The sequence below is a fragment of the Nostoc sp. DedQUE12b genome, from assembly GCF_034530835.1.
GTDB lineage: Bacteria > Cyanobacteriota > Cyanobacteriia > Cyanobacteriales > Nostocaceae > Nostoc.
This window is the reverse complement of record NZ_JAVRCI010000013.1, coordinates 66361-84289: the sequence shown is the minus strand read 5'-3', so window position 1 is coordinate 84289 and position 17929 is coordinate 66361. Positions and strand designations below refer to the sequence as shown.

Here is a 17929-nt window from a genome sequence, read left to right as displayed (position 1 = left end):
AAATCATATCATCCATCTTTGGGAGTAGAAATATTGACGCTGATATTAGTATTACTTTTTGTACACACAATATACTCTGTGTATCAAAATCTGAAAAACGGAGAGGGAGGGATTCGAACCCTCGGTACGGAGTTGCCTGCCGTACAACAGATTAGCAATCTGCCGCTTTCGACCACTCAGCCACCTCTCCTGACTCACGAATATCAATGTTACCAGACTTGCCAGTAAGAGTCAATAGTCATTTGTCATTGGTCATTAGTTATTTATAAAACACTGATGACTAAGGACTAGGGACAAATGACTAATTTTTTAAAGGACTTGCGATCGCATCCAAGCTATGGGCAAGGTGCGTAACTTTTTCCACTGGGGAACAAAAGCTCGCTGACTGAATACATCATAATCGTTGCGTTCAATCGCCTCTAGAATTTGACCGTACAGCATTGATGCTGCCCACACAGGCCAACGGGCATCGGATGCTAGATAAGTAATTCCCTGGTCGGATGTGGTGTAAAATTGGCGGGCGCGGTCAATTTGAAAGCGCATCAATGCCCGCCAACGATCGTCTACCACACCTTTGAAGAAGTCTTGCTCGGTATAGTTGAATTTTGCCAGGTCTTCAAGGGGAATGTAGATCCTTCCTCGTTTGGCATCTTCTCCCACATCCCGCAGGATGTTAGTGAGTTGATTGGCAATTCCGAGAGCGATCGCTTCTTCTATGGGAACATAAGGTTGTTTGTTCTGTTGCCACGGTGCTGCATATATGGTGTTATCCACACCCATAACTGATGTTGACATTAAGCCAACAGTGCCAGCAACGCGGTAACAGTAGAGGTATAAATCCTCAAAGGTTTCATAACGACTGCGATATAAGTCCATACGCTGACCGGCAATCATATCCCGAAATGGCTGAATGTCCATCGGAAAGCGCTGGAGAGTATCAACTAAAGCTACATCGTAATTTTCTAATGGACGCCCCGCAAAAATCGATTCCAGCTGCTGTTCCCATAGGTCTAGGGTTTCTGGCGTGGTAATAGCAGATGCGGGGCCATCCACCAATTCATCTGTACGGCGACACCAAGCATAAATTGACCAAATAGATTGACGTTTTACCGGACTCATCAGCAAAGTACCCAGGTAAAAAGTCTTGGCATACTTTGCTGTGAGATGCCGACAAAGTTTGTATGACTCGTCTACAGAGACCAGCGTTTTCATACGCGGCGGGGAATCAGGCAGTTGCAGCATTCGTTGCGGGCGGTCGGGTGAGCGTTTGCAGGTTTGAGGAATTTGCTACCGGGAGGGCCTCAGAAATCGCCTGCGCTGTCAGCTTACCAGAAAGTACGGCACCTTCCATACTGGCTAAGTAGCGTTGCATGGTGTAATCCCCTGAGAGATAGAAGTTACTAATGGGGGTTGTTTGCGAAGGACGGTACTGTTGACGACCAGGGGTCGCTTTGTAAACTGAACGGGGCGTTTTCACCACATGAGATTTCAGCAATGTTGCTGGATTGTCTCCCCCAAAGTGGTCGGGGAAGAGTTTTTCTAACTCGGCAATAGTTGCAGCCACAATCTCCTCATCGGATTTGGCAATCCAATCTTTTGCCGGGGCTAGAACTAATTCCAGCATTGAGCGATCGGGGTTGGCGTATTCACGGCAGGTATTGCTCATATCAGCATAAACGCTTAGGAGGGGCGATCGCGAGAATAGCAAGTGATCAATTTGCGTAAGTTTACGATCGAACCACAAATGCACGTTAATCACAGGCACGCCTTCCAACCCGTTTAATTTTTGGAAAAACTCCATTTCTTTCCAAGGTGCTGGCAAAATCACCTTCAGAGGGTCAACCGGCATGGCAGATACATACAAATCCGCCGTGAAAACTTCATCTTCGTCTCCATTCAACCCCCGCATCAAGTAACCTTTGACGCTACCATCGGCGTTTAGCAAAATCTCTTTTAAAGGGGCATTCAAACGGACTTCTCCACCGCGTTCGGTGATGTAATCCACTAGAGGTTGACACAATCGTTCTGTTGGCGAGCCATCCAGAAAGGCCATTTTCGAGCCTTTTTTTTCTTGGAGGAAACGATTGAGGGCAGTTAAAAGAATGGTTGCTGAAATTTCATCTGGCCCGATGAAATTCAGCGACTTGGCCATGGCAATAAAAACTTCTTTATTGACCCGTTCTGGAATTTTGTGTTTACGCAGCCAATCTGTCCAGGAATATTTGTCCATTTCTTCAACGTACTTTTGCCCCTGAATCATGGCCGGCAATAACCCGATGCCAAAGCGGATTTTTTCTGGCCATGTCAGCATATCGTTGTTTCGCAGAATTGCCACTATACCATTAATTGGTGCCGGCAAATCTGGGAAATCAAAGCGACTGTAAGTACCTGGTGCATCTGGCTGATTGAAGATCATTGTGTGTTCTTTCCACTGCAATCGATCTTCAATGTCCAGTTCTTTGAATAACTGCAACATATTCGGATATGCGCCAAAAAAGATGTGCAGACCTGTTTCGTACCAGTCTCCATCGGCATCTTTCCATGCGGCCACTTTACCGCCTAGAACGTTTCGACGTTCCAAGACAATGGGTGTGTGACCTGCGTCTGTAAGATATTTCGCGCAGGAAAGTCCTGCTAGTCCCGCTCCCGCGATCGCTACTCGCATGTAACCCTACTGCTCTTCAATATTTCTTAACCGTTTTATCGTTCTCATTATACGTTGCAATCCGTTACATTTGGCAGTGATTGTGCGATCGCTTCCCCAAAAAACTTTTGCTAAAGGGAATTTTACCTACACACACCTGCCCAAGCAAATTGCCAATAATGTTATTGGCAATAGCTTTGCGGCGCGCACTTTATCTATATTTACATGCAAGTGATTTCGGGAAACAAAAGTATTTCCTTTGACTGAAAATAGCTATTTTTAAAAGTTGTCTTCAAGTAGTTGATTTCTTTGCTAATTTGTGTATTTGGTATGAGAAAATATCTGGGGTATTGCTCAAAGACTACTTTGAAAACTTTCCTCTCCCTATAAGGGTGTAGGATAAAAGTCTATGTCCTCTAGGTTGAACAACCCAGTTGTTTACCGCACAACTTATAGGTAAAAGATTATGGTTGTATCGCAGGAGCTAAAGCGCTTTGGACATCACTTAATTTTAGGTATTTCTGGCACTACATTAAGTGATGACGATAAACGCGCACTCAATGAATTGAAACCGATTGGGGCGATCTTTTTTGCTAAGAACTTTTTGGATGGCACCCCATATCAAGTTTGGCTGGAAAGCTTCAAGGATTTAAACAGGCAGATACGAGAATATACTGAACGTGATTCTATGTTCATGACTCTCGATCATGAAGGAGGTCGTGTAATTCGTACACCACCGCCAATTACCCGCTTTCCTCACGCCTTATTGCTGCGATCGCACGCTTATGAAGTAGCAAAAGCCACAGCAGTAGAACTAAAATCACTGGGAATAAATTTATCTTGGGCACCTGTAGCAGATATTTTTTCCCATCCCGACAACCCCGTGATTGGGCCTCGCGCCTTTGGTAACACTCCCGAAACTGCTACTCAAGGTGCCCGTGACTATTACCTTGGACTTCGAGATTCAGGAATTTTAGGATGCGCCAAACACTTTCCCGGACATGGAGACACCAGCAAGGACTCTCACATTGAGCTACCAATACTGAATTTAACTCTAGAAGACCTGCGACTACGAGAACTTATACCCTTCAGAGCTTTAATCGAAGTACAGATTCCTTTGATTATGACTGTCCATATCTTATTTCCCAAAATAGATCCTGATGTCCCAGGAACGCTTTCTCAGACTATCCTCAAAACCATACTTAGAGAGGAACTTGGCTTTGAGGGAGTAGTTGTATCTGATGATTTGGATATGAAAGCGATCTCAGATATGTTTATGAAAGCTGGTACTGTGGCGCGGTCATTTAATGCAGGCTGCGATCTGTTTATTGTGTCGCGTAATATTAATTCATCATCTCTTGAAAGAACTTATCGGATTGCTGAAGATTTTGCTGATTCGCTCAGTAACGGTAGCTTAGATGAAGCAGTCGTAGAAGCAGCCAGAGAAAGAATTGAGAAACTACTGGCAGTAACACCGCAATATCCCGTACATACTTTGGATAAAGATGTCTTATTGCAACATGCTCAACTAGCGATCGCTAGTTGCTATTCATAACCCAAAACGCATTCAAGTAGCATATTAGCAATTGCCAAAAGGCTAACTAAGATTGCATTTTTTAATTTTTAATTCTTAATTTTAAATTTTTAATTGTTTAGTGGGTGGTATAGGGGTCGAACCTATTTCTGCGGGTTAAAAGCCCGCTGCACAGCCGGTATGCCAACCACCCTAGTTAATTTGAAAAAGAAATGAGCAAGTGCGATCTAATACGATCGCAAGCCTCGTAACACCAAACTTTAGATATAAATCCACCAGGGAGGTACTGCCCCTCCTATTTCTGTGTTATCAGCACAGCGCCTCGCTTTTCGGCTTCAGGTGGAAAAAGAGGAAGATGGAGGAATCGAACCCCTACAGTTGCCTGTACTCCAAGGTTCAAGCTTGGTTGTTGACCATTCAGCAGCATCTTCCATTCAAGGGTGCCTGACGGGGCTTGAACCCGCTATGACTGGTTCCACAAACCAGCGCCTCGACCATTTTGGCTTCAGACACCATCATCAGTGGAATCAATGGGAATTGAACCCATAACCTCCTGCTTGCAAGGCAGGCGCTCTAACCATTTGAGCTATGACCCCATCAAATAAGTAAAAAGAGCAAAGTAAAAACTAAAAAGAAAGAGAAATATTAAATTCATTCTTTTGACTTGTTTAGGCGGGAGTGGTAGGACTCGAACCCACAACTTTCGAGGTAGAAGCTCGAAGCTCTATTCCATTGAGCTACACTCCCAACATTTGGTAGTCCTGGCAGGATTTGAACCTGCAACCTCTTGCTTGTAAGGCACTTGCTCTACCGTTGAAGCTACAGGACTACGCAAGCGAGTGGAGGGACTTGAACCCACGCACTGAGTATGGCGCACTCAGATGCTACCGATTACATCACACCCGCATCAAGCTGGTAACAGGAATTGAACCTGCAACCTACTGATTACAAGTCAGTTGCTCTGCCAATTGAGCTACACCAGCACTAATTTTGGTAACGGGGGCAGGAGTTGAACCTGCCGATGTTCAGGTTATGCAGCCCCACGAGCCACCGTTGCTCTATCCCCGCATATTCACCAATAGACTTCTTGCAGAAGTGGGAAAAGGGTAAGGGGTAAAGGAGAAAGGAGTAATAAGATACCTTTTACCTTTTACCTTTCCCCCTCTTGCAAAAGAATTTTTGCAAGAAGTCAATACCCCTGACTGGATTTGAACCAGCAACCTCTTCGTTCTAAGCGAAGCGCCTCTTCCGTTGGGCTACAAGGGCGAAGTCTGAGTGGTAGGGATTGAACCTACGACCTGGAGTTCCCGAAACTCCCGCGCTCCCAACTGCGCCACACCCAGATATTTTGGTACTCTCGACAGGATTTGAACCTGCAAAAAACTAGATCCTCGGTCTAGTGCGTCTTCCATTCCGCCACGAGAGCTTAGTACCCCTGACAGGATTTGAACCTGTAAAATCTGGACTCTGATTCCAGCACGTATGCCAGTTCCGTCACAAGGGCATATCGGGGTGACAGGATTTGAACCTGCGACATCCTGCTCCCAAAGCAGACGCGCTACCAAGCTGCGCTACACCCCGTTGGTACTCCTGGTGGGAGTCGAACCCACAACTAAACAGATTTTAAGTCTGCCACCTCTTCCAATTGGGCTACAGGAGCAAAGTTTGGTACTCTTGGTGGGAATCGAACCCACAACTTACCGTTTTTGAGACGGCAGCCTCTTCCAGTTGGGCTACAAGAGCAGAGTTTGGCAGCCCCACCAGGACTCGAACCTGGAATCTTCGCCTTCAAAGGGCGCTATGTTGCCAATTACACCACAGGGCTTTATTGCCAGGGCAGGGTTTGAACCTGCAACCTCATCGTTCAGAGCGATGCGACTTACCAATTCGTCCACCCGGCAATGAATGGCTGCCTCAGTAGGACTCGAACCTACAACCGCGCGGTTAACAGCCGCTTGCTCTACCATTGAGCTATGAGGCAACGAAGCCCCCCAGGTCGGAATCGAACCGACGACCTCCTGTTCTTGTCTTTCAGACACGCTTCGCGAACAGACAGGCGCTAACTACCAACTGAGCTACCGAGGGATAAGAAGGAGAGATAGGTTTTACCCATTGGACTGGTTTAATTCAACTCGAATCAGCCACTCCATCATCTCTCCCATGTAACGAGAGTGGAGGGATTTGAACCCTCACGTCTTCAGTTTCGTAGACTGAGATGTTATCCAGTTACACCACACTCTCAAAACGGAGAGAACAGGATTTGAACCTGCGACGGATATTAACTACCCGCTTCCTCTTAGCAGGAGGACGCTTTGAGCCACTCAGCCACCTCTCCATAGTGGGTCGAGCAGGATTTGTAGCTTGCTTCCCGAAGGGTACCTGCGTGCAAATAAGAACAGTTTTACAGACTGTCGCCTTCAACCAGACTCGGCCACCGACCCATAATCATTCCCTCGACGAGAATTGAACTCGCATCTGTGCTTTGAAAGAACACTGACTTAACCATTTGTCCACGAGGGCATAATTTACCGAATTTTAGATTTTGGATTAAATTTATTAATCTAAAAAATCTAAAATTGTCTGACGCAGGGGCTAGGATTTGAACCTAGAACATCGGATTTGGAGTCACGAGGTGTTACCGTTACACCATCCCTGCATTTGGTAGCAGTGGCGGGACTTGAACCCGCATCGACCCGGTTATGAGCCAGGGGCTTTACGTTAAGCTACACTGCGGCACCAAAGGCTGAGGTGAGATTTGAACTCACGATGTCGGTTTTGCAGACCGACGCCTTCGACCACTTGGCTACTCAGCCATTTGGGAGTCCTGACGAGATTCGCACTCGCAATCTTCAGCTTGAGAAACTGACGGCTTAAACTATTCGCCTACAGGACTGCAACCAGGGTGACGGGACTTGAACCCGCAACATTTCCGCAGACAACGGAACGCTCTAGCCAGTTGAGCTACACCCCGATTTTTTTGAATCTGTGCTTAAACTTTGAGGTTTTTAGGCACAGATTTTATTGGTGAACTTGCCCATTTCTTATTTAGTTTTCAAGGTTCAGATAATTGACTTTTAACTGTTAGGAAAACAACCGAAATTCTAGATAGCAAGCCTGTTGTGTATTACGGATGTATTCAGTGGTTTTGATGAGTGCAAACTTAGAACTTTTTTCGTTTCTTGCTTCTACTGCCGATGGTTTGCAAGTAGAAACAGCTTTATTGACTGAGGACTTTGGTTTATTCCAACGCCTGTCCTTTAGTTGGATGTAGAACATAACTTTGACTCTTGAGAAGCTTTGTCTTTCGCCTTACTACAAACATACTACAAAATACTACAAGAGGTGTCAAGGGGTTTTAGAAAAAACTTTTGAAATTGTCTAGAAAAGTTTCTACGCTTAGGTTTGAACTTAATTAACCACTCTGAAAAGTAAAACTACAGTTATGCTTGGTTGAGTTTTTAATAGCCTGACGTGACAGACAACTCCTTCAAGCGACAACAGATAATTAGTTTTGTCGCGATCGCCTCTAGTATTACAGCTTGTAGTATTGCTCCAGGTATCTCCCCACAATCGGGGTTGAACCAGCCACTAAGCAAAATCCATACTGCACTTCAAGATCCAGCAAAAGGCCAAATTAATTCCCAGGTACCGCCATTAGACAAAGTAGAAAACCCTACCTTTACAGTCCCAGCTAAATTTCAGGGAAAAACAGTTTATAAGGTGCAACCCAGCAACAATGAAAAGGTTATTGCTCTCAGCATTGATGATGGGCCTTGGCCAAAGACAACCCTAGAAATGCTGGATATCTTGAAGCAAAATGATGTTAAAGCCACATTCTTTTGGGTAGGACAAGCTTTACAAACAAATCCAGGCTTAGCCAAGCGTGAAGTAGCCGAGGGACACGCCATTGGCAACCATACTTGGCATCATTGGTATCGGCAAATGGATGAAGCCACAGCCAAAAGTGAAATTGATCGCACAACCGATTTGATATACAAAACTACAGGAGTCAAAACTTCTCTATTTCATCCTCCTGGAGGCTTTTTAAACAACGGACTAGCCGCTTACGCCAAAAGCCAGAAAGATGCTGTAATTATGTGGTCGCTAACTTCAGCTGATACCGATCCTCACGCCAAACCGCAGGCATTTGTAAATAATGTCCTGAAAGGCGCGAAACCTGGTTTCATTGTTTTAATGCATGATGGTGGTGGCGATGTCTAGCGACAAGCCGCTGACGCTCCTTCGTCGCTACCGCTTCGCTAATGCGTCTACGCCACAGAACTGTAGAAGCTTTGCCACAAATCATCACCGGACTCAAACAGCAAGGCTACCGATTTGTGACAATTCCTGAACTACTAAAAATGGCGCAATAAAGGGTGAGAAATGATCCTCACCCAACTATTTAATTTATTCGCTCATCACAGAAGCACAAGATTGAGCTTCCTGCCAAAGTTTGTGCAAAAAGAACTCAGCGCGATCGCTCATAGTGGTGACAAACACACCGACAGAATCCTTAGAACTAGCTGATAGCCAAGAACCCCGTAGGGTGACTTCCATATATTCGGCATCGCACGTACAGAGGGCAATGATTTCCCTATCATCTTTTTTTACTTCAGCCCTCAGCACTTCTACTCCTGGCAAATCAACAGGAAGCAAAAAGGAAGCGGTATTGGGTTCAATGCATAAACTTTGCCCAACTCGCAGGGCTAAAATCACTCGTTGCGCTACCCATTCTTCTAGCGACAAAGTGACACATTCCAAATCAAAACTGCTTTCAGTGTAAGTTAATTTCAGCATTCCTTATGCTCTCCTGTTATTCCAGGTTTGCTTGCATCTCTATCCAAAACTGTTCAGCAAAAGAAATCGCGGGGTGGATTGGCGCTTTTGGTTTGGTACGCAGTTGCATACCAACTTCAAACAGGGTGCGATCGCCTTTACGGGAGTTACATCTTTCACAAGCTGCGACTACGTTATCCCAAGTGTGAGAACCGCCTTTAGAACGCGGCATCACATGATCTAGCGTTAGATGTTTGCCACTACCGCAATATTGGCAACTGTGATGGTCTCGTCGCAATACTTCCCGCCGATTCACTGGCGGAACTTTCCACATCCGCTCATTAGAAGTGATTGTCAAGCGAATATGTTTTGGCACATCAATTACCAAACTGGGTGAGTGAACTTGCCATCCGCTTTCTGTGGTAAAACCCAGCGGTTGCGCCTTGTTGGTTACTAACAGCACAATTGCCCGCTTGATATTTACCCGACATAGTGGCAAGTAATTTTGAGAAAACACCACCACAGATTGCTCTAACACTTGCATTGCGTTCGCGCCGCGCATGGAAGATATCGTCACAGCTTAACTCCTTATAAAAAAACCCCCGCTTCAAGTTTTCGGTGAAGCGGGGGTTAGAATTGACCGGAAAATTTTCTGGTCTCATATCGGTACAGGATTCCTTTGCCTGTATCCCCCGCTTTGTTGATCTAGTTGTGGTTTTGCAATTAGTGCACTAATGGCTACATACTTATAATCATCATTACCTTCTGTGATTTGCCCATGATTTCGGCTACCATCGCCCATAAATAAATACTCCACTTCCATAGCAGCTGATTCCCAATTGGTTCGGCAATTGGTAGCGCACAAAATTGAAGTAGAGATGGGGTAAATGGATTTCACAGAAAATTTCACCTATTGAACATTCCTTTAAACATACTACACTTGTATTACTATCCTGTCTATACCTTTAAGGAGAAAAACTGATGCATACGATCGCTCGCACCCCAACCACCGATATGGAAGTTACCAGCATTCGCCTAGAACGGGAACTCAAAGATAAGCTCAAAGAAATAGCTGGGAATCAGGGATATCAAGCCCTGATCCGAGATATCCTTTGGAATTATGTCCAGCAAAAATCAGGTGAGTGGAAGCCTCGATTTTCGCGATCCGACATCCGAGCTAGCATAGCTGCCACAGCTCAGCAAGAAGAACGCTGTGTGCTTACAGGTCAACTAATTCAACCCCAAGAACCGATGTTGTTAGGACTAACGAGGAATGGCGATATGGTTCCTCTGAGTGTCGAGAGCTTGGCTGGATAAACTTCGTCTATTTTGAAACCTGGTGTAGGGAGGGCATCTAGCCCGCCCTACCAGCAGGGAGTACAAAATGCTGTTACTACTTTAAAAAATATACTTCTGAAAATAGATGTGGTTTAGTTTTATATTTAGACGAATGCAGCCTAGTTATTTTTACTAATAACTGGGCTGCATTCAAAATTTAGCTATAACTGCCGCAACCTTTGGTAAGTAAGAATTTATTTAAATTTAAGCTTTACTCCAAATTTCTGCCACAGGTTAAGAACAAAATACTCACAAACTCGCTATCACAGTTAACCTATCAGTGTAGGTCTGAACAAGAGTACACCTCATTGGTGCAGGCTTTTGTAGAGAATAGAAGCCTACACTGCAAGAGCAACCTCCTCTTGGCTCCTTTACTTTTATTGATATTTTACTGAGAGTTACGGAGATCAAAGAGTAACTTGTTAAACCTACTAGTTTTTTCAATAAATGTAATAAAACTTTATAAAGCGAGTTGCGTAATTTTACGCGCTCAAAAGGGGAATTTTGCTGTAATTCCAGAGAAATTACGGTTTATGTATACTTACAGACAGGATAAAGTTAGTTAATTATTTCAAGATAGAGCAGTTAAAAATAAGTTAACTTAAGCATTTATAGGATATCTTAAGTATTTTATTACTTATGTACTAATGTAGCAATTTGCTTGATGCAGTGGAAATTTGGCCATCTGAGATAGAAAAGGGCTATAACAGGTGAGAGAAAGTATTCACACAAAATTTGTCAATTATCAGGGTATAGCAACACAACTAACGGTGAAGAATATGCCAAGAGGTTGGGTGCAAGAACAATGGGGTTATTATCCGAGGGCGTGCCAAAAATGAAAAAGCCTTTATCATCACCGCCACATTACGTAGATGACATAGACCGACTAAAACCTTACCAAGTCAAGCTGATGCAGCATCAGGAAGAACCTGCCCGCGAGTTGGTACAAAAGATTAACCAAATCATTGCTAATAGCTCTGCTACGGCTTTGATGCTGCAAGAGATTGCCCAATTGCTAGGAGTTGCTTTTCAAGTGGATTGCTGCTGCTTGGTTTCTGTGGCGGGTGAGACATCAGACGAAACAACTACAACTAATTGGTGTGCTGATGAGTATTTAGGGCTGCCACACCCAGAAGAAATGTTTTCGATGGAACAGTTGCTTATGCACTCGCCAGTGCTGCAATGTGCTGCCCAACCATTGACTATTGAAGACATTTCCATAATTCAAAATAGTCTGGTCATTGGGTGTCAATATTTACCACTACCGATAAAAGCGGTTTTGGCAATTCCCACTCGGTTTGGTGGCAATAATAATGGAGTGATTAATCTGATTAAATTCCAACCTTATGAATGGAGTGAATCAGAAAAACAATTGCTCAAAGAAGTGGAGTCGGCTTGCGCGATCGCTTTTTCTGGAGTGGCACAAGCTCAACAAATTACTCATCAAGAGCAGTCTCTGCAAAAAAGCAAGCACCATCAAAGCTTAATCAAGCAATTAACCTTATTGAGTCGTAGCAACTTGGAGCTGAATCAAATGCTCCAGTTAGTTATCGCCTCGACAGCCGAATCTCTACAGGCAGATCGGGGTTTGCTTATATTACTGAAATATACAGATCCACTATTTAAAACTCAAGCTAAAAAACAAATCCCCAAAGCGAAAGCTAGTGTAATCGCCCAATGGGCTAGAGAAACACAAAATTCTGGCACTAGTAAACTAGACACCTTAGCTGAGTCTTTCTTGATTTCAGACTGTGGTTTATGCCAGCGTGCCTTCATGGATTCTGGAAAACCAGTAATCTTCGATGACTATACAGATCAAAACGATACCTTAACAGCTGCTCCATTATTTGCGATAGAGAAATTGCCTGCGGTACTTTTAGTGCCATTGGAAAGTCAAGGTAAAATTTTAGGCTTTTTGGTGCTACAGCAAGCTGTAATTCGCAATTGGCAACCAGAAGAATTAAATCTTGTGGAAATGGTTTGCGCTCAAGTGAGTAACGCCATAATTCAGTCACAGACATTGCGCCAAGTGCAAATGTTGGTAGATGAACGGACGGCGAAACTCCAAAGTAGTCTAGAACTCCAAGCGAAATTGCATGAAAGAACCCGACAGTATGTCGAGCAGCTGCGGAAACTTAATGAACTCAAAGATGAATTTTTGAGTAATATGAGCGATCGCCTACGCTATCCTTTGACAAATATGCTGATGTCAATAAAAAACTTGCGTTTGCCAGGAATAGCGCCAGAGCGTCAGGGTAGATATCTAGATATTCTTGAGCAGGAATGTTCAAAAGAAATCAACTTGATTAATGACTTGTTGACACTCCAAAAGCTAGAGTCGCCTCACGAAGCTCCCCAATTAGAATCTATAGATTTAAATACTAGAATTCAAGATATAGCAGCATCTTTTGAAAAAAAACTTGGCGAAAAAGGATTAAAAATTTCTATAGATTTGCCGGAGGAATCGCTCAAACTGCAAACTGAACTGGAGAGCTTTGACCGGATCCTGCAAGAATTATTAACTAATGCCTGTAAATATTCAGAGTCTGATACAATAGTTCGCCTTGAAGCGTCTCACCGAGTCGATCAGCAAATCGATCAAGTTATCATGAAGGTGACGAATACAGGACGTGCCATCTCTGAAGAAGAAGCGACCTACATCTTTGATAAGTTCCGCCGTGGAAAAGGTCGCTGGACTCCAGGGACTGGCTTGGGACTTGCTTTAGTCAAGTCTTTAGTGCAGCATTTAGATGGAGCGATCGCTGTTGAAAGTCTCCCAATCTCGGATTCTGAACAGAGCGAAATTTGCTTCACCTTGACTCTGCCCCAATTTTCTGACGAAAGCAAACCATAATTCTGAAAGTGACTAAAAAACAGAACACAACAGAGAACCCTGATTTGCAATCTTCTACTGATGACACTAACCTAGAAGAGGATTTGCTTGCTCAGGTAGAAGTTCAAATTGAGAAAATAGCAGAGCGACAGCGGCAAATCAGTGCTAAAGTCCAAATTCCCCACCCAGTGGAGCAAATCTGGAAGGTTCTGACAAATTATGAAGCCTTACCAGACTTCCTCCCCAACCTCGCCAAGAGTTGTCTAATCGAGCATCCCGATGGTGGAATTCGACTGGAGCAAGTAGGCTCCCAACGTTTACTGAATTTCAACTTTTGTGCGCGGGTAGTTCTAGATTTGGAAGAATGCTTCCCTAAAGCAATTAATTTCCGCATGGTAGAGGGAGATTTTAAAGGCTTTTCTGGTAGCTGGTGCTTAGAGCCTTATTCTTTCGGTGAGTCTTTAGGAACAAATCTGTCCTACACAATTCAAGTTTGGCCTAAACTCACTATGCCAGTAGGAATTATTGAAAATCGTCTGAGCAAAGATTTGCGGTTAAATCTTTTGGCTATTCACCAACGTGTAGAAGAATTAGCCAGCAAAGAACCGTATGCATAACAACAATAAACCATCATTCAGGTGTATTCCTGGATGATGGTTTTTATTGCTAGATTTCAAACAAAAAAGCTTTTGCTTTTTATTGTTTTTAAGTACCCCCAGGGGAATTCGAATCCCCGTTACCTCCGTGAAAGGGAGGTGTCCTAGGCCTCTAGACGATGGGGGCATCGGACTCAGACCTTTTATAAATTAACCAATTTTCTTGCTGTTGTCAACAGGTTTTGCCAAAAAAAGTTTGTGGCAGCTAAACTGGGTGGAAGCAAAAGCTTGAAGAGGATACAAAGATATGGAGACAGATAAGAAAGTCCGTAGATGCTTCTGCGGTCAGCCGCAGGGTGCGTCAGCCTTGGGCGCTGGAAATTTCGGGGTATACACATATCTAAAAAACGCTGAAGACAGCAAGGAACAAAGGGTATGATGTTGTACCCTGTAGAGTTAATATCTACGGTTTTTTACAAGAGATTTTGAAATAAATCGCTCAAAATCTACAATATGGAAGCATCTTTTGAAATTACCACACAGATGGCGATCGCTGTCTTTGCAGGCATTAGCGCCCAAGTGCTGGCTGCATACCTTCGTGTACCTAGCATCGTCTTGTTATTGCTGTTGGGCATTTTGTTTGGCTCCGATGGTATAGGGCTATTGCATCCCCATTCGCTAGGCACTGGACTGGAAGTTATAGTTGCCCTCGCAACGGCAATCATTTTGTTTGAAGGCGGACTTAACTTGGATCTGCGTGAGTTAGGTAGAGTTTCAGTCAGCCTGCAATTGCTGGTCACTCAAGGAACGCTGATCACATTGCTTGGTGGGAGTATGGCTGCTCACTGGCTCGGCGAATTTCCTTGGAACATAGCTTTTCTCTATGCTTCCATAATCGTGGTGACAGGCCCAACCGTCGTTGGCCCTTTGCTGAAACAAATCAATGTAGATCGGCAAGTGGCAACACTTTTGGAAGGGGAGGGGGTTTTAATTGACCCTGTAGGGGCTATCCTCGCCTTCGTTGTCCTCGATAGGATTTTGAACGGCGATGCTGATCCCATCAATGCGATCGTCGGTTTACTTATACGCCTGGGTGTCGGCGCAGCAATTGGTGGTGCTGGCGGTTATCTGATGAGTTTGATTTTCAAACGCGCCAGTTTTCTGTCATTTGAGCTAAAAAACTTAGTGGTGTTGGCGATACTTTGGAGCTTGTTTACCTTATCGCAGATGATCCGCAGTGAATCGGGAGTCATGACAACAGTAGTTGCAGGAGCAGTCTTTGCTAACTCCTCAGTCCCAGAAGAACGTCTCTTACGCAGCTTTAAGGGTCAACTGACAATTCTCAGCGTCTCGGTGCTATTTATCTTATTAGCTGCTGACCTATCCATTGCCAGTGTGTTTGCTTTGGGTTGGGGTAGTTTATTCACTGTTTTGGTACTAATGTTTGTTGTTCGCCCGATTAATATCCTGTTGTGTACCTGGAACAGTGACCTCAACTGGCGACAAAAACTGTTTTTAAGCTGGGTTGCTCCGAGAGGAATTGTAGCTGCCTCTGTAGCTTCTTTTTTTGCGATTTCCCTGACACAGCGAGGCATTAACGGCGGTGATTCCATCAAAGCTTTAGTTTTCCTGACAATTATCATGACTGTTGTCTGCCAAGGACTAACAGCTGGCTGGGTTGCTAAATGGCTGCAAATCACTTCTAAGGACGTAACTGGGGCAGTAATTGTGGGTTGTAATCCCTTGAGTCTTGTGATTGCCCGGTTTTTTCAGGAACGGGGAGAAAACGTGGTGATGATTGATACTGATCCCGAATGCCTTGTGCAAGCCGAGGCACAAAATCTCCGGGTTATTGCCAGCAGTGCGCTAGATGCTGCTGTTTTAGAAGAGGCAGGACTTGCCTCTATAGGTACTTTTTTGGCTATGACAAGTAATGGCGAGGTGAATTTTGTTTTGGCTCAACGAGCAGCTGAGGAGTTTAAACCCCCCCGTGTCTTAGCTGTTTTTCCCCGCGATCCGCAAGCGAGTACCTCGACTAGTAATAAAGTTAATCAAGCTTTTATTCCAGACTTAGCAATTAAAACTTGGAATGAATATTTGAATGATGGACGAGTCAAGTTAGGGACAACTACGTTAGATGAGTTGGAGTTTTCGACTCAATGCGATCGCATCCAAGAAAAGATTCGGACTGGGGTGTTGATACCACTATTGGTAGAACGAGCAGAACGCTTACAGGTAATGCCAGCTAACCAAGATTGGGAAATTGGCGATCGCATTATTTATCTGTTACATGACCCCAGACCTAGCCTTTTAAAACGCTTATCTGGTGCTACACAATCCACTCCCCTGTCTCTAGAAAAGTTACCAGAGGTTGAAGACTTATCCCTCGCCCAATTATCTCAACTTTCTACTAGTGAGGCTTCTGGGGGATGAGGAGCAGGGGAGCAGGGGAGCAGGGGAGTAGGGGAGGAATTCCTAACTCTTGGCTCTTTATTAGCTTTGGGAAGGAATAAATTCGCTTTCTGGTTTTGGCGCTTCTTGGTACATTTGCCATTCCTGCCAGAGTAAAGCAGACAAATGTACTATGGCAAGAATTAGCGTCGCTACCGAAATTAGATAACTGTGGATTGTGTAAAGGTGTTCGACGGTAATTGTGTTAATGGCTCCACCACCAGTTAGGATTTCGCGCAGTTGTACACCAATCAAAGGAATGGCTTCGATGGTTCCTAGCTCAATGCTAAAACGCCAGTACCCTTCCTGAGTCCAATCTAAAATCATCGCTGTCCAATCCAGCCCGATCGCACTTAGGGTTAACAAAATCACACTAATCCAAGCAGCCAGCCAACTCTTACGAAATTGCCGACCTAAAAACATCACCACAATTTGAACGAGAGCGATCGCAATTACCGCGTTACCAGCAATTTCATGCGCTCTCCAAAACAACCAACCGTATGGCAGTTGTGTATTAATCATCTTTAAGGAGTTATAAGCTCCGCCTGCTGTCGGTTCATAGTAAAAAGAAAGCATTATTCCGGTAGAGATATAAATTAAACACAGAGTCAAAATCACGACTGATAATATCGTCGCTATTCGTCGCAAAATCTTATCGAACTGGGTGCTTTGCATAGCTCACCCCTCCTGTTCTTAACTAAGTATTTATTCTTATTACGATTTTAGCTAAGAAATTTTAATAGTTTTTACTTTTCTTATATAAAAATAAAGTTTTTTAAATCAAATATTGCACCCAAGCTTTTAAGGGTTCTGGTGAGCCATACCAAATCCCAGGACTTCTGGGAGAATGCTTTACACCTTCAATCACCAGATTTTCCGCCCCCTGCAAATGAGCAGCTTCAATGGGCGTAATCCCATCTCCCCAAGTGTTACCCTTACCACAGGTTAATTGGTAACTACTGTAAGCTAACCAACTACCAGGCCGCCTTTTCCCAAAGATAGTTTTGCCAGCCACACAAACGTAACGAACGTTTTTGTAAAAAGCTCCAGGGTAGTTATTGGTAACAAAATCCAGATTGGAGCGTGTCCAGCGTTCTTGGCTAATATGGGGTGTACCCAAGGTGACGAAAGTAGCAACCAAGGGATGCCCTTGCCAGAGAAATGGTTTGACATCACCGCGCGCTAAATAGGGCTTTTCTCCCATATAAATGCGGGATATCCAACCTCCGGCTGAGTGACCAATTAAGTTAATTTGAGTAGCATTATGTTCACGTAATATATGCTTGATCGTGTAATCGAGTTGTTGCAGAATCAGTATTACGGGTGTTACTCCCAAAGTGGGGAGCCAGTCACGCCGTCGCAGTGGGACTGTAACCGTGGGAAAATTTAACTGCTGTAAAGATTGTTCTAGTTGGCGATAAGCGATCGCGCTTTCTAGATATCCAGGCAAAATAACTGTCGGTAACGGCATTTTAAATTTTGGATGCAATGATTGAGGTTTTGAACTTTTTTGACGAAGAAGTAGTCATATTCAGGAGCTAGAATTGCGATCGTCTGACTGACTCCTTAGAGAAAAAACCAATAGCTTTGGTGGAATTTAAGGCTAAAATGTCAATAAAATTGTACAATTTGCAACAGTTTGAGGGGCTACTGATGTGGTAATATTTTCAAATAGGGCCCAGTCTTGGACAAACACGTGTGTCATCTGTTACAGAAGTGTAGTTGACTGAAAAACAGTTGAAAAAACAAGGCAACTT

Annotated in this window: 13 protein-coding genes, 30 tRNA genes and 1 pseudogene; 7 read left to right on the top strand and 37 right to left on the bottom strand. The window is 44.1% G+C overall.

Annotated elements, in window-relative coordinates:
• Positions 1–98: 98 nt before the first annotated feature.
• The 3 genes from RMY16_RS09595 to pds form a co-directional block, all read right to left on the bottom strand.
• Positions 99–190: transfer RNA gene (locus RMY16_RS09595), tRNA-Ser, on the bottom strand.
• 119 nt (positions 191–309) lie between these two features.
• Positions 310–1242 carry a 15-cis-phytoene synthase CrtB gene (gene crtB, locus RMY16_RS09590; RefSeq protein ID WP_322660204.1) on the bottom strand — a complete coding sequence of 311 codons (933 nt, stop codon included), beginning with the start codon at positions 1240–1242 and terminating at the stop codon, positions 310–312.
• Positions 1226–2665 carry a 15-cis-phytoene desaturase gene (gene pds / locus RMY16_RS09585; protein ID WP_322736158.1) on the bottom strand — a complete coding sequence of 480 codons (1440 nt, stop codon included), beginning with the start codon at positions 2663–2665 and terminating at the stop codon, positions 1226–1228. The genes crtB and pds overlap by 17 nt, the downstream gene beginning before the upstream one ends.
• A gap of 445 nt (positions 2666–3110) precedes the next feature.
• Here pds and RMY16_RS09580 point away from each other — a divergent pair, with 445 nt between their 5' ends.
• Complete coding sequence (locus tag RMY16_RS09580) at positions 3111–4199, top strand: glycoside hydrolase family 3 protein (RefSeq protein ID WP_322736157.1); 1089 nt, start codon at positions 3111–3113, stop codon at positions 4197–4199.
• A 101-nt stretch (positions 4200–4300) separates the two neighbouring features.
• Here the strand turns inward: RMY16_RS09580 and RMY16_RS09575 are convergent.
• From RMY16_RS09575 to RMY16_RS09440, 28 genes are all read right to left on the bottom strand, one after another.
• A tRNA-Lys gene (locus RMY16_RS09575) sits at positions 4301–4371 on the bottom strand.
• 156 nt (positions 4372–4527) lie between these two features.
• A tRNA-Ser gene (locus RMY16_RS09570) sits at positions 4528–4610 on the bottom strand.
• A 7-nt stretch (positions 4611–4617) separates the two neighbouring features.
• Positions 4618–4691 (bottom strand) — tRNA-His (locus tag RMY16_RS09565).
• 9 nt (positions 4692–4700) lie between these two features.
• Positions 4701–4774: transfer RNA gene (locus tag RMY16_RS09560), tRNA-Ala, on the bottom strand.
• A gap of 77 nt (positions 4775–4851) precedes the next feature.
• A tRNA-Arg gene (locus RMY16_RS09555) sits at positions 4852–4925 on the bottom strand.
• Between the two features lie 6 nt (positions 4926–4931).
• Positions 4932–5007: transfer RNA gene (locus RMY16_RS09550), tRNA-Val, on the bottom strand.
• Between the two features lie 5 nt (positions 5008–5012).
• A tRNA-Gly gene (locus RMY16_RS09545) sits at positions 5013–5084 on the bottom strand.
• Positions 5085–5088: 4 nt separating this feature from the next.
• Positions 5089–5161: transfer RNA gene (locus RMY16_RS09540), tRNA-Thr, on the bottom strand.
• A gap of 210 nt (positions 5162–5371) precedes the next feature.
• A tRNA-Leu gene (locus tag RMY16_RS09535) sits at positions 5372–5444 on the bottom strand.
• Between the two features lie 4 nt (positions 5445–5448).
• A tRNA-Pro gene (locus RMY16_RS09530) sits at positions 5449–5521 on the bottom strand.
• Between the two features lie 6 nt (positions 5522–5527).
• A tRNA-Leu gene (locus RMY16_RS09525) sits at positions 5528–5604 on the bottom strand.
• A gap of 4 nt (positions 5605–5608) precedes the next feature.
• Positions 5609–5682, bottom strand: a tRNA-Leu gene (locus tag RMY16_RS09520).
• 3 nt (positions 5683–5685) lie between these two features.
• A tRNA-Pro gene (locus RMY16_RS09515) sits at positions 5686–5759 on the bottom strand.
• A gap of 1 nt (position 5760) precedes the next feature.
• Positions 5761–5838: transfer RNA gene (locus RMY16_RS09510), tRNA-Leu, on the bottom strand.
• Positions 5839–5844: 6 nt separating this feature from the next.
• Positions 5845–5921 (bottom strand) — tRNA-Leu (locus RMY16_RS09505).
• Positions 5922–5927: 6 nt separating this feature from the next.
• A tRNA-Gln gene (locus RMY16_RS09500) sits at positions 5928–6003 on the bottom strand.
• A gap of 3 nt (positions 6004–6006) precedes the next feature.
• A tRNA-Gln gene (locus tag RMY16_RS09495) sits at positions 6007–6079 on the bottom strand.
• A gap of 5 nt (positions 6080–6084) precedes the next feature.
• A tRNA-Asn gene (locus RMY16_RS09490) sits at positions 6085–6159 on the bottom strand.
• A 6-nt stretch (positions 6160–6165) separates the two neighbouring features.
• Positions 6166–6263 (bottom strand) — tRNA-OTHER (locus RMY16_RS09485).
• An 81-nt stretch (positions 6264–6344) separates the two neighbouring features.
• Positions 6345–6419 (bottom strand) — tRNA-Arg (locus RMY16_RS09480).
• A gap of 4 nt (positions 6420–6423) precedes the next feature.
• Positions 6424–6513, bottom strand: a tRNA-Ser gene (locus RMY16_RS09475).
• Between the two features lie 4 nt (positions 6514–6517).
• A tRNA-Tyr gene (locus tag RMY16_RS09470) sits at positions 6518–6619 on the bottom strand.
• 7 nt (positions 6620–6626) lie between these two features.
• Positions 6627–6697 (bottom strand) — tRNA-Glu (locus RMY16_RS09465).
• Positions 6698–6762: 65 nt separating this feature from the next.
• A tRNA-Trp gene (locus RMY16_RS09460) sits at positions 6763–6834 on the bottom strand.
• Between the two features lie 3 nt (positions 6835–6837).
• Positions 6838–6911, bottom strand: a tRNA-Ile gene (locus RMY16_RS09455).
• A gap of 7 nt (positions 6912–6918) precedes the next feature.
• Positions 6919–6991: transfer RNA gene (locus RMY16_RS09450), tRNA-Cys, on the bottom strand.
• A 3-nt stretch (positions 6992–6994) separates the two neighbouring features.
• Positions 6995–7071 (bottom strand) — tRNA-Glu (locus RMY16_RS09445).
• Positions 7072–7075: 4 nt separating this feature from the next.
• Positions 7076–7149 (bottom strand) — tRNA-Asp (locus RMY16_RS09440).
• A 177-nt stretch (positions 7150–7326) separates the two neighbouring features.
• On the opposite strand from RMY16_RS09440, the gene RMY16_RS09435 reads away from it, so the two are divergent.
• Positions 7327–7449, top strand: coding sequence for a hypothetical protein (locus tag RMY16_RS09435; protein ID WP_322660210.1), 123 nt, complete (start codon positions 7327–7329; stop codon positions 7447–7449).
• A 200-nt stretch (positions 7450–7649) separates the two neighbouring features.
• A pseudogene (locus tag RMY16_RS09430) lies at positions 7650–8551 on the top strand (polysaccharide deacetylase family protein).
• Positions 8552–8585: 34 nt separating this feature from the next.
• On the opposite strand, the gene RMY16_RS09425 reads toward RMY16_RS09430, so the two are convergent.
• The 3 genes from RMY16_RS09425 to RMY16_RS09415 all read right to left on the bottom strand — a co-directional run bounded on the left by RMY16_RS09425 (position 8586) and on the right by RMY16_RS09415 (position 9864).
• The gene (locus tag RMY16_RS09425; protein ID WP_322660212.1) at positions 8586–8975 is read right to left on the bottom strand and encodes an alr0857 family protein; all 390 of its coding nucleotides are present in this window, start codon (positions 8973–8975) and stop codon (positions 8586–8588) included.
• A gap of 16 nt (positions 8976–8991) precedes the next feature.
• Entirely contained in the window at positions 8992–9498 is a 507-nt protein-coding gene (locus RMY16_RS09420) for an HNH endonuclease (RefSeq protein ID WP_322736178.1), read from the bottom strand.
• A 114-nt stretch (positions 9499–9612) separates the two neighbouring features.
• On the bottom strand, positions 9613–9864 hold the full coding sequence (locus tag RMY16_RS09415; protein WP_322736156.1) for a hypothetical protein: 252 nt from the start codon (positions 9862–9864) through the stop codon (positions 9613–9615).
• 71 nt (positions 9865–9935) lie between these two features.
• On the opposite strand from RMY16_RS09415, the gene RMY16_RS09410 reads away from it, so the two are divergent.
• From RMY16_RS09410 to RMY16_RS09400, 3 genes are all read left to right on the top strand, one after another.
• Positions 9936–10271 (top strand): hypothetical protein, encoded by a 336-nt coding sequence (locus tag RMY16_RS09410; RefSeq protein WP_094347436.1) that lies wholly within the window; start codon positions 9936–9938, stop codon positions 10269–10271.
• 856 nt (positions 10272–11127) lie between these two features.
• Positions 11128–13146 carry a GAF domain-containing sensor histidine kinase gene (locus tag RMY16_RS09405; protein WP_322736155.1) on the top strand — a complete coding sequence of 673 codons (2019 nt, stop codon included), beginning with the start codon at positions 11128–11130 and terminating at the stop codon, positions 13144–13146.
• Positions 13147–13154: 8 nt separating this feature from the next.
• On the top strand, positions 13155–13742 hold the full coding sequence (locus tag RMY16_RS09400; protein ID WP_322660216.1) for an SRPBCC family protein: 588 nt from the start codon (positions 13155–13157) through the stop codon (positions 13740–13742).
• A gap of 93 nt (positions 13743–13835) precedes the next feature.
• Here RMY16_RS09400 and RMY16_RS09395 read toward each other — a convergent pair.
• Positions 13836–13908 (bottom strand) — tRNA-Glu (locus RMY16_RS09395).
• A 326-nt stretch (positions 13909–14234) separates the two neighbouring features.
• On the opposite strand from RMY16_RS09395, the gene RMY16_RS09390 reads away from it, so the two are divergent.
• A complete protein-coding gene (locus tag RMY16_RS09390; protein ID WP_322660217.1) occupies positions 14235–16154 on the top strand; it encodes a cation:proton antiporter in 1920 nt (639 codons plus the stop codon).
• Positions 16155–16214: 60 nt separating this feature from the next.
• On the opposite strand, the gene RMY16_RS09385 is transcribed toward RMY16_RS09390, so the two are convergent.
• Both RMY16_RS09385 and RMY16_RS09380 read right to left on the bottom strand, forming a co-directional pair.
• Positions 16215–16847 (bottom strand): cytochrome b N-terminal domain-containing protein, encoded by a 633-nt coding sequence (locus RMY16_RS09385; RefSeq protein ID WP_322736154.1) that lies wholly within the window; start codon positions 16845–16847, stop codon positions 16215–16217.
• A gap of 100 nt (positions 16848–16947) precedes the next feature.
• Positions 16948–17643 carry a lipase gene (locus RMY16_RS09380; RefSeq protein WP_322736153.1) on the bottom strand — a complete coding sequence of 232 codons (696 nt, stop codon included), beginning with the start codon at positions 17641–17643 and terminating at the stop codon, positions 16948–16950.
• Positions 17644–17929 lie beyond the last annotated feature (286 nt).

What these genes read in the sequence shown, in the direction of transcription:
- RMY16_RS09380 (WP_322736153.1), bottom strand. Translation starts at nt 17,643, where the DNA reads ATGCCGTTACCGACAGTTATTTTGCCTGGATATCTAGAAAGCGCGATC.
- pds (WP_322736158.1), bottom strand. Translation starts at nt 2,665, where the DNA reads ATGCGAGTAGCGATCGCGGGAGCGGGACTAGCAGGACTTTCCTGCGCG.
- RMY16_RS09580 (WP_322736157.1), top strand. Translation starts at nt 3,111, where the DNA reads ATGGTTGTATCGCAGGAGCTAAAGCGCTTTGGACATCACTTAATTTTA.
- RMY16_RS09420 (WP_322736178.1), bottom strand. Translation starts at nt 9,498, where the DNA reads ATGCAAGTGTTAGAGCAATCTGTGGTGGTGTTTTCTCAAAATTACTTG.
- RMY16_RS09405 (WP_322736155.1), top strand. Translation starts at nt 11,128, where the DNA reads ATGAAAAAGCCTTTATCATCACCGCCACATTACGTAGATGACATAGAC.
- crtB (WP_322660204.1), bottom strand. Translation starts at nt 1,242, where the DNA reads ATGCTGCAACTGCCTGATTCCCCGCCGCGTATGAAAACGCTGGTCTCT.
- RMY16_RS09385 (WP_322736154.1), bottom strand. Translation starts at nt 16,847, where the DNA reads ATGCAAAGCACCCAGTTCGATAAGATTTTGCGACGAATAGCGACGATA.
- RMY16_RS09435 (WP_322660210.1), top strand. Translation starts at nt 7,327, where the DNA reads ATGAGTGCAAACTTAGAACTTTTTTCGTTTCTTGCTTCTACTGCCGAT.
- RMY16_RS09410 (WP_094347436.1), top strand. Translation starts at nt 9,936, where the DNA reads ATGCATACGATCGCTCGCACCCCAACCACCGATATGGAAGTTACCAGC.
- RMY16_RS09425 (WP_322660212.1), bottom strand. Translation starts at nt 8,975, where the DNA reads ATGCTGAAATTAACTTACACTGAAAGCAGTTTTGATTTGGAATGTGTC.
- RMY16_RS09390 (WP_322660217.1), top strand. Translation starts at nt 14,235, where the DNA reads ATGGAAGCATCTTTTGAAATTACCACACAGATGGCGATCGCTGTCTTT.